The organism is Mycobacterium sp. UM_Kg27 (assembly GCF_000972905.1).
Lineage (GTDB): Bacteria > Actinomycetota > Actinomycetes > Mycobacteriales > Mycobacteriaceae > Mycobacterium.
In genome coordinates this window covers 1-9282 of record NZ_JRMM01000156.1, presented here as the reverse complement: position 1 = coordinate 9282, position 9282 = coordinate 1, and the positions used below count along the sequence as shown (strand labels likewise).

Below are 9282 nucleotides of genomic sequence, written 5' to 3'. Positions count from 1 at the left end.
ATGTGTATAAGAGACAGCGGCTGGGGCGGACTGCACGACTCCGGCAACCCGGATGCGGTGGCCGGCAACGGCGGCAACGGTGGCGCGGCCGGCACCGCCGGTGATGGTGGCAACGGCTCCGGTGGCGGCGGTAACGCCCTGGCAGGCAACGGCGGCAACGGTGGCGACGGGGCCCTCGGTGGCGCCGGTGGCGCGGCCGGGGTGGGTGCCGGTGCCGGCAACGGCGCTGCGGGCGCGGCCAGCAACGGCGGTGACGGTGGAGACGGTGGCGACGGCGACGGCATGAGCGGGGTGGTGCCGCAGTCCGGCGGCACCGGCGGCACCGGCGGCAACGGTGCCATTGGTGCGGCCGGCGGAAAGGGCGGCGCCGGCGGAACCGGTGCGGCGGTCGGCGTCGGCGCGGTCGGTGGCGGCGGCGGTGACGGCGGCGCGGGCCATCTCGGTGCCGGTATCGGCTACGGCGGCGGCGGCGGTGGCGGTGGCGGTGGCGCCTATGTCGGCGGCAGCGGAACCATCGACGATTCGACGGTCACCGGCGGAAAGGGCGGTGACGGCGGGGCCGGCACCGCGAGCGGTCCCGGGGCTGCGGGCCTGACCGGTGGTGTCGCCAGCGTCATCGTCGACGGCCTCGCGCAGAACGTGACGGTCACCGGCGGCAGCGCCACGACCGACTTCGCCGGCGGTGCGGCCACGGTCACTGTCGATGCCAGCAGTTCCATCTTGGACAGCAGTGTCCAAGGTGGTGACGCCGGCGCCGGTGGTGTGGGTGGCGACGCCGCTCTTAGCGCCACCAACGGTGGTGCCCTCGCCAGTGTTCAGGCCAAGGGCGGCAACGGCAGTGACAGCGCGGCCGGTGGTGAGGCGGTCGTGAGCGCCGACGGTGCCGGCAGCACCGTCACCGATTCGGTGGCCACCGGTGGCAATGCCGGATTCGGGGATGCCAACGGCGGCACCGGCGGCGCCGGCGGTAGCGCCATGGTCGCGGCGGCCCTGGGCGGCACCGTGTCCGACGCCACCGCCAGTGGTGGCGACGGTGGTAGCGGTATCGACGGTGGAACCGGCGGTGCGGGGGGCTACTCCGGGGTGACCGCGGGCGTGGAAGGCGGCGCCGGGGGCCTCGCATCCGGTGAGGGCAAGGGCGGTGCCGGCGGCGACGCTGAGGGTGTCGGCAGCGTCGGCGGCAAGGGCGGTAACGGCAACATTCAGGGCGGCTTCGTCCGGACCGGTATCGGTGGCGACGGGGGCGCCGCGGACGGAAAGGCCTACGGCGGCAACGGTGGCGCCGCCTACGACGGCGGTAAGGGTGGCAACGGAGGCATCGGCAGTGTGGTCGCCGGCGGCATCGGAGCCTCGGCCACGGGTGAAGCCTATGGCGGCAACGGCGGCGCCGGATACGACAGTGGCACCGGTGGCAATGGCTACAGCGGTCAGCTCGCGGCCCTGAATGAGGGGGCGTCGGCTACCGGCACCGCTACCGCTGGTACCGGGGGCAGCGGAACCGGACTCGGCGCCACGGGCGGTCAGGGCGGCTACACCATCATTCAAGCCCTGGGCAAGGACTCGGTAGTTGATGCCACCGCCACCGGCGGCGACGGCGGCGCGGGCCACATCGGGGCCAACGGCAGGCAGGCCTCCGACACCGTCGTCCAGGCCAAGGGCGAAGGCGACACCATCAACAACAGCCACGCCTACGGCGGGAACAGTCTCGGCAGCCAAGGGCCCGGTGCGCGCATCGTCGTTGACGGCGGACACGTCGCCAATAGCACGGCGACCGCCGGCCAGACCAGCGACAGCGCTCTCGGCGGGGCCGCCAACATCACCGTGAGCGGTGGCAGCACCGTCAACAATGCCCACGTCACCGGCGGCGACGGCGGGACGGGCGACGCGTACGGCGGCAAGGGTGGCGCTGCCACCCTGACCGTGACCGGTAGCAGCAGCGTCGACGACGTGCAGCTGTCCGGTGGTCATGGCGGCGCGGGCGGTGCCGACGGCACCAACGGCGGCGTGGGCGGTAAGGGCGGCACCGGTGCCGCGGTGACCCTGAGTGTGGGCGCGGGCGCCGCGTACGAAGAGGTCACCCTCGTCGGTGGTGACGGTGGTGCCGGCGGCACCGGTGGCAACGCCGCCAACGGTGGCGCCGGCGGTAACGGCGGGACGGCCAGCATCAGCGGTGGTATCACCTCGCAGGGCACGGTCACCGGCGGCAACGGTGGTGCCGGTGGCGCTGGTGGCGATGGCTTCGCCGGCGGCAAGGGCGGCAACGGCGGTACGGCCAGCATCTCCACCAGCACCGGCGGCACCGTGTCGGCGGACAGCACCGCGACCGGTGGCGACGGCGGTGCCGGTGGCGCGGGTTCGGCCACGGGTGCCGGCGGCAGTGGCGGCAGCGGCGGTTCGGCGACGATGTCTGCGTCGGCCGGCGGTGAGATCGACTACGGCCATGTGGCCGGTGGTGACGGGCTCAATGGCGGACCCAACGGCGTCAACGGCGCGGCTGGAGCCAACAACTCGCTGAGTGTCAGTGGAGCGGGGAGCAGTCTGTCCAACACCACGATCGCCAGTGGGCAGAACAGTGAGAACTTCGCCGGTGGTGCGGCCACGGTCACCCTGGGCGCCGGCAGCACGATCGAGAACAGTTCGGTCACCGGTGGTGATGCCGGAGCCGGTGGTGCCGGTGGGGCGGCGTCGTTGGCCGCGACCGGCGGTGGCACCATCTCCGGCAGTGCGGCGGTCGGTGGTCACGGCAGTGACAGTGCGGCCGGTGGGGCGGCGAGCATCACCGCTGACGGGACTGGCAGCACCGTCACCGACGTGGTTGTCACGGGCGGCGCCGCCGGTAGCGGCGGTGCCGGTGGTGCGGCCACCGTGACGGTCTTCACCGGAAGCGCCGTCACCGAGACTCTGGTCACCGGCGGCAATGGTGGAGACGGCGGTGCCGGCGGCGCGGCTTCGTTGGTTGCGAGCAACAACAGCACCATCGACGAGAGTTCGGCGACCGGTGGCAACGCGTCTTCCACCGCGGCCGGCGGCGACGCATCGATCATTGCCGACACTGGCGGCACCATCACCGGCAGCCATGTGGTAGGTGGCGACGGCGGTGGCGGCAGTGGCTTCGCTCGCGGCTTCGGCATCCTCGCCGTCGACGGCACCGATGGTGTCGGTGGTGCGGCCAGCATCACCGCCACCAACGGTGGCGAGGTGAACGATGCCACTGCAGTCGGCGGTAACGGCGGCATTGGTACCGACGGCGGCGTCGGTGGTGCCGGTGGTGCGGCCAGCGTGAGCGCCGACGCCGGCGGCGAGGTCATCGACGGTCACGCCATCGGTGGTAATGGCGGCACGGGCAACGCCGGTGGCACCGGCGGTGCCGGTGGTGCGGCGAGCGTCGGGGCGTACGGCAGTCAGACCACCACTGAGGGCACGGCGCAGGGCGGCGACGGCGGTACCGGTGAGAACGGCGGTATGGCGGGCGCGGGCGGAGCGGCCGCCGTCGATGCCGGGATCACCGACGGCGGTGTGATCGTCGGCAACGATGACCACACGTCCGGCAACGCCGCCGGCGGCGCTGGTGGCCTAGCGGACGGCGCTGGCAGCACTGGCGGTGCCGGCGGTGTGGCGATCGTGCGTGCTCCCGATGGCACGGTGGGTGTTGCCGGTGACTCGGACCAGGTACAGGCCATCGGCGGTATCGGCGGTGCCGGTACGACGGGCGGCCACGGCGGTAATGGCGGTGCCGGTTACGCCTTTGTCGGCAACGGCGGCACGGTCGGCGACGCGGACACGGCCACGGTGGCCCAGGGTGGCGTCGGCGGTGCCGGTGTTGATGGCGGCACCGGCGGCAACGGCAGCTACGCGCAGGTGACGGCTGGCCAGGACGCGACGGCCTTCGGCTCGTCTACTGGCGGTGCCGGTGGAACGGGCACCGGCGCGGGCAGCGTGGGCGGTAACGGCGGCAGTGCCAACATCCAAGGTGCTTACGCCAGCGGCGCCCTGGGCGGTACCGGCGGGACCGCGCAGGGTGCGGCGACCGGTGGTCACGGTGGTGACGGCTCTGGGGGCGGCAAGGGCGGCGCCGGCAACACCGGCAGCATCGTTGCCGGCGGGCTGGGTGCTCAGGCCAGTGGTTCTGCACAGGGCGGTAACGGCGGTGACGGATTTGCCGGTGGCACCGGCGGCAGGGGCTTTACTGGTCAGGTCGGGGCGCTCAACGAGGGCAGCACGGCCAATGGCACGGTGACCGCGGGTGATGGTGGTGATGGCACCGGTGCTGGAGCTGTGGGCGGTCAAGGTGGCTACACCTATGTTCAGGCTGTCGGCAAGGACTCCTCGGTTACCGGCGTCACGGCCACCGGTGGTGATGGCGGTGCCGGTTTCACGGGAGCTGCTGGCCGGGTGGCTTCTGACACGGTGATCATCGCCAGGGGTGAGGGTGACACCATCACCAACAGCCAGGCCACCGGTGGCAGCAGTGCCGGCACTCAGCAGGGTCCCGGGGCCCGGATCGCCACCGACGGTGGATCCGTCGCCGACAGCTCGGTGACCGCCGGACAGAGCACCGGCACCACCCTGGGTGGATCGGGCAGTCTGACGGTGACCGGTGGCGGCAACGTCACCGGTGCCCACCTCATCGGTGGTGATGCCGGTGCGGGCGGTGGCGCGGGCGGTGCGGCAAACCTCACCGTCACGGGTGGCATCGTCAACGGTCTCGAGGTTGATGGCGGCAACGGCAACGGAGGGGCCGGCGGCAGTGCGACTGTGACCGTCGACGCGGGCAGCAACGTGGCCAACAGCGGCGTTTTCGGTGGCAACGGTGGCACCGGTGACGCCAACGGTGGCAAGGGTGGTGCCGGTGGCGCCGGCGGCCTGATCGCCACCAATGGCGCTCACGTCACCGGCAGTGATGTCACCGGCGGCGCCGGCGGCAACGGCACGGACGGCGGCAAGGGCGGCGTCGGCGGCGAGGCGGTCGCCAACGCCAATGGCAGCGGCAGCACCATCACCGGTACTGCGAACGGTGGGTCCGGCGGCACCGCTGACGGCGCTGGCAGCCAGGGTGGAGCCGGAGGTGCGGGTTACCTGGTCGTTGACAACGCCGGCGGCACCGTCGGTGGCGGCAACGACGCGACCGCGATCGGCGGTAACGGTGGCGCCGCATACGACGGCGGCAAGGGCGGCAACGGTGCCTTCGGTGAAGTCGAGGCCACCGGCCCGGGAGGCCTGTCGCACGGCACCGCCGTCGGCGGTAGCGGTGGCATGGCCACCGGCATCGGCAGCACGGGCGGTAACGGCGCAACCGGTGTCATAAACAGTGCCAGTGGTCATGCCGGCGGCAATGGCGGGACCGCGCACGGCACGGCCACCGGCGGTGACGGTGGTAACGCCAGCGCGGGTGGGCTCGGTGGCGGTACCGGTGGAAACGGCGGCAAGGCCAGCATCATCGCCGACGGCGTCGGCGCGGAGGCGAGCGGTTCGGCGACCGGTTCCACCGGCGGCGACGGCATCAACGGCGGCAAGGGCGGCGGCGGCTCCAGTGCGTCGACGCAGATCACCGCGCTCGGGGAGGGCGCCCAAGCCACCGGCAACACCGTGGCCGGCGGAACCGGCGGCGCCGGTATCGACGGCGGAAAGGGCGGCACAGCCGGATACGTCCACGTCGGTGCGACGGGTCCGGGCGGGCCGAACAACCCGGCCAGTGCCGGGTCGTACACCAACGGTGAGCTCCAGGCCGGCAGTGGCGGCACGGGCACAGGCACCGGTAACACCGGCGGCAACGGCCAGTCCAACGAGAAGATCAACGGCGCTGGACAGAGCAGCGACGGGGTGCAGTGGACCGGTAACGACGGCGCGAACACGCCGTAAGCTCTACTCGCCCGCCCCGCGGCCCGGTCATTCGACCGGGCCGCGGTGGCGTTCGGGGCCGCCGCCCGACGGAAATTCTTAACTATCGCTGAGATTCTCTATCTGCTGAGGCAGCGATGAGGCCTTCTCTGGCGGCCCCGACATGGGGATGGTCACTCGGGCCCATCGGGAAGCGACCAGTTGAAACACGGTGATTAGCGCATCAAAGTCACGTCGGCGGGCTCTGATCGCCACGTCCCGCGTTGGTCTCGAGAAACAGCACCGAGGCTTTGTATTAAAGCCGGGCTTGACTAAGAGAAGGATGCCATTAGCGTAGACCTAAGTTAGCGGCGGTTATGCGCCGGTGGATGGGATGGGTGTCATGTTCGCTCGTGCGGGCCGTACCGATGGTCGTGGTGCCAGGCCGATCATCGGCGCTGGTAGTGCGGTGAGCGCGTTCCCGGCCTCCGGGCCCGCCCCGCTTTCCCCTGGCTCGCTCGCCAAGAAGGATGTGATCGCCGGTTTCTTTGGTGACCCCGTCGCGCGCGGCTTCATTGGTAGCGGAGCATTCGACTCTGTGTGCGGCTCTGTCGGGGCACTCATGGGCGATGCCGCGGATGCTGCAGACCAGGGCTGCGGGCCCCGCGTTCTTCGCGGTCGTCAACGTCGACGTGGGCGGGCAGGCCAGGACGGTAGTGGTGGATTGATGGTCTTGGCCGGTTCCATCGGCCAGAACAACCTCGGGGGAGTCGGAGGGAGCGGCGGTGCCGGTGGTGGGGGTCACCGGCACCGCCGGCGCCGATAGTGACACCGTGTCGGGTGCCGGACGCCGGCGGCTAGCGCGCCCGGAAGATCAGCGTCCGCTGCACCACGAAATTGATCACGGTCGCGGTGCCCTGCGCGGCCACAAAGGCGACCGGCAGCGCCCACCGCTGGTAATCCAGCAACGCCAGGCAGGCATGGTTGATCCCCACCTGCACCCCGAACGTCAGCGCGTAGAGCGCCATCACCGCGATGAAGCGCCCGGCGTGGGCCGAGGATTGGAACGTCCAGCGCCGGTTGATCAGATAAGCGGTGGTGGTTCCGGCAACGAAGCTGATCGCTTTGGCGATGTCGACCGGGACGCCGGCCCCCAGGTAAAGCAGCAGGTAAAGCCCGAAATCCACGATCGCTGACAGGGCTCCGGTGACCAGGAAACGCCACACCTGCGTCGACAGCTGCAAGGGGCGGGGGGTCATCTCGGCCACCTGCGAATCCTAATCAGCGGTCCTTGCCTCTCGTGCCCAGCACGCCGCAGCACGATCGGGATTGCGGCCGGTAGCTAACTACATCGGCGAGAACATGAAAGAAAACACTATGAGCCTCACAGGTTATCGCTGGGCATGAGAAAAATTGCCGTCCGCGCGATCCGTTGCCATATTTAGACACGTGTCCAACTAAACCGGTGGCTCCCCGGGAAACCGACTGTTCACAAGCATTGCAACAAGTTCACAGGTTCGTGATTCTCTTTTGGTTGCCCGCCTTGTCGGCGCTCTGTTACCTTAACGACGGCTTAGCAATTTACGTCTCTGTCAGCCGCCCAGGGGCTAATCCTTACCGAAGGGAAGACATGTCGAATCGATCCGCCGCCAAGAGCAGGACTCGTCGTCTCAGCCGCGCCGTGGGTGCTACCAGTGCTGCCGGTGCTTTCCTCGCGTTCGGTTTGACGCCGGTCACCGCAGCGCCCGCCAGCGCCGATTTCGAAGACTTCTTCGGCGATCTGTTCAGCTGGATCGAGCCGTCGTCGGTGGACACCTCGGCGTTTGACTGGCTGGGCCTGAGCGGGCTCTTCGACGGGGACCTGGCCGGCTCGGCGGCCGCCACCCCCCTCGATGGCCTCAACGCCCTGGTGGCGAACACCCTCAACGCGCTGATCTACCAGCCGATCTATGGCATCAACCAGTTCCTGATCGACAGCGGCCTGCGTATCGACGGTGTCTTCGACAACGGCGACAACGCCTTCGTCAGCATCAACGGCGACGGTGACCTGGTCTACAACGCCGCCTCGGCCGGTGGCTTCCTGTTCGGTGATGGCGGCAGCGGTGCGTTCGTCAACGCCGACGGCGAGGTGCTGGGCGCCAATGGTGTGGTGCTGATGGACGGCGACACCGCGGTCACCCTGGCCGGTATCGAGGACGGCACCTACGCGTTCGCCTCGACCGACTTCAACCTCGACGGCGGCAACGCGGGCCTGATCGGCAACGGTGGCGATGGCGGCAGCTTCTTCGGTATCGGTGGTGATGGTGGTGCCGGTGGCTTCTTGATGGGCAACGGTGGCGCCGGTGGCCAGGGCGGCATCGGTGACATCGGCCTGATCGGCTTCGCTGGTGGCACCGGTGGTGACGGTGGCTTCCTGATCGGCAACGGTGGCGCCGGCGGTATCGGTGGTACCGGTGGCACGGGTGCCGCCGGTGGTATCGGTCAGGCCGGTGGCGCCGCCGGTAACGGTGGCGCGGGCGGCACCGGTGGTGTGGCCGGTCTGTTCGGTAACTCCGGTGCTGGTGGTGCCGGTGGCGTGGGTGGTACCGGTGGCGCTGGTGGTGACGGTGCTGCCGGTGACGAGAACGAGCCCGACGGCGGCGATGCCGGCGTTGGTGGCCTTGCCGGCAACGGTGGTGTCGGCGGTAACGGTGGCGCGGGCGGCTTCTTCGGGGTGCACACTCCCGGTGCGGCCGGTAACGGTGGTGCCGGCGGTGTCGGTGGCGCCGGCGGTAACGGTGGCGCTGGCGTGGCGGGCCTGGCCGGTACCTTCGCCGAGGACGGCGACGGTAACGGCGGGGCCGGCGGTAACGGCGGCAACGGCGCCATCGGCGGCGCGGGCGGTGTCGGTGGCGCGGCCGGTGTCGGATCCGTGGACGGTGTGGCCGGTGTCGACGGCAACGGCGGCGCCGGTGGTGCCGGCGGCAACGGTGGAGTTGGCGGCGTCGGTGCTGTCGGCCTGGCCAACGCGGCCGGCGGTAACGGCGGCCTCGGCGGCAACGGTGGCGCTGGTGCGGCCGGTGGTGCGGCTGGTGGTGCAACCGGTAGCGCGGGTGCCGCGGGCGTTGACGGCAATGGTGGCGACGGCGGCGCCGGTGGAAACGGCTTTGCCGGCACGGCCGGCGAAGACGGCGACGGACCTGGCGCTGACGGCACCGACGGCGTTGCCGGTGGCAACGCGGGCAATGGTGGCGGCGGCGGCCAGGGCGGCGGCGAGACCGGCAACGGCGGCAACGGCGGCGCCGGTGGCGTCGGCGGTGCCGGTGGCGCCGGCGGTGCCGGCGCGATCGGGACCGAGGGCGCCAGTGGCAATGGTGGCAACGGTGCGGCCGGTGGCCAGGGCGGTGTCGGCGGTGCGGCCGGTGCCGGCGCCGCCAACGGCAACAACGGCAACGACCTGTCTCTTATACACATCTCCGAGCCCAC

The 9282-nt window shown here is 70.8% G+C and carries 2 protein-coding genes and 1 pseudogene; 2 read left to right on the top strand and 1 reads right to left on the bottom strand.

Annotated elements, in window-relative coordinates; all coding sequences use genetic code 11:
• Positions 1-5859 (top strand): hypothetical protein (locus tag LI94_RS24980; RefSeq protein ID WP_052739974.1); only part of this gene is annotated, 5859 nt, incomplete at its 5' end.
• Between the two features lie 815 nt (positions 5860-6674).
• Here LI94_RS24980 and LI94_RS18650 read toward each other — a convergent pair.
• Positions 6675-7076 (bottom strand): GtrA family protein, encoded by a 402-nt coding sequence (locus LI94_RS18650; RefSeq protein WP_192831003.1) that lies wholly within the window; start codon positions 7074-7076, stop codon positions 6675-6677.
• A gap of 371 nt (positions 7077-7447) precedes the next feature.
• Here LI94_RS18650 and LI94_RS23295 point away from each other — a divergent pair.
• Positions 7448-9282 (top strand): annotated as a pseudogene (locus tag LI94_RS23295) (PE family protein); the annotation flags it as partial.

Bases quoted from the DNA above. Each gene is read 5' to 3' on its own strand.
- LI94_RS18650 (WP_192831003.1), bottom strand. From the start codon at position 7,076: ATGACCCCCCGCCCCTTGCAGCTGTCGACGCAGGTGTGGCGTTTCCTG.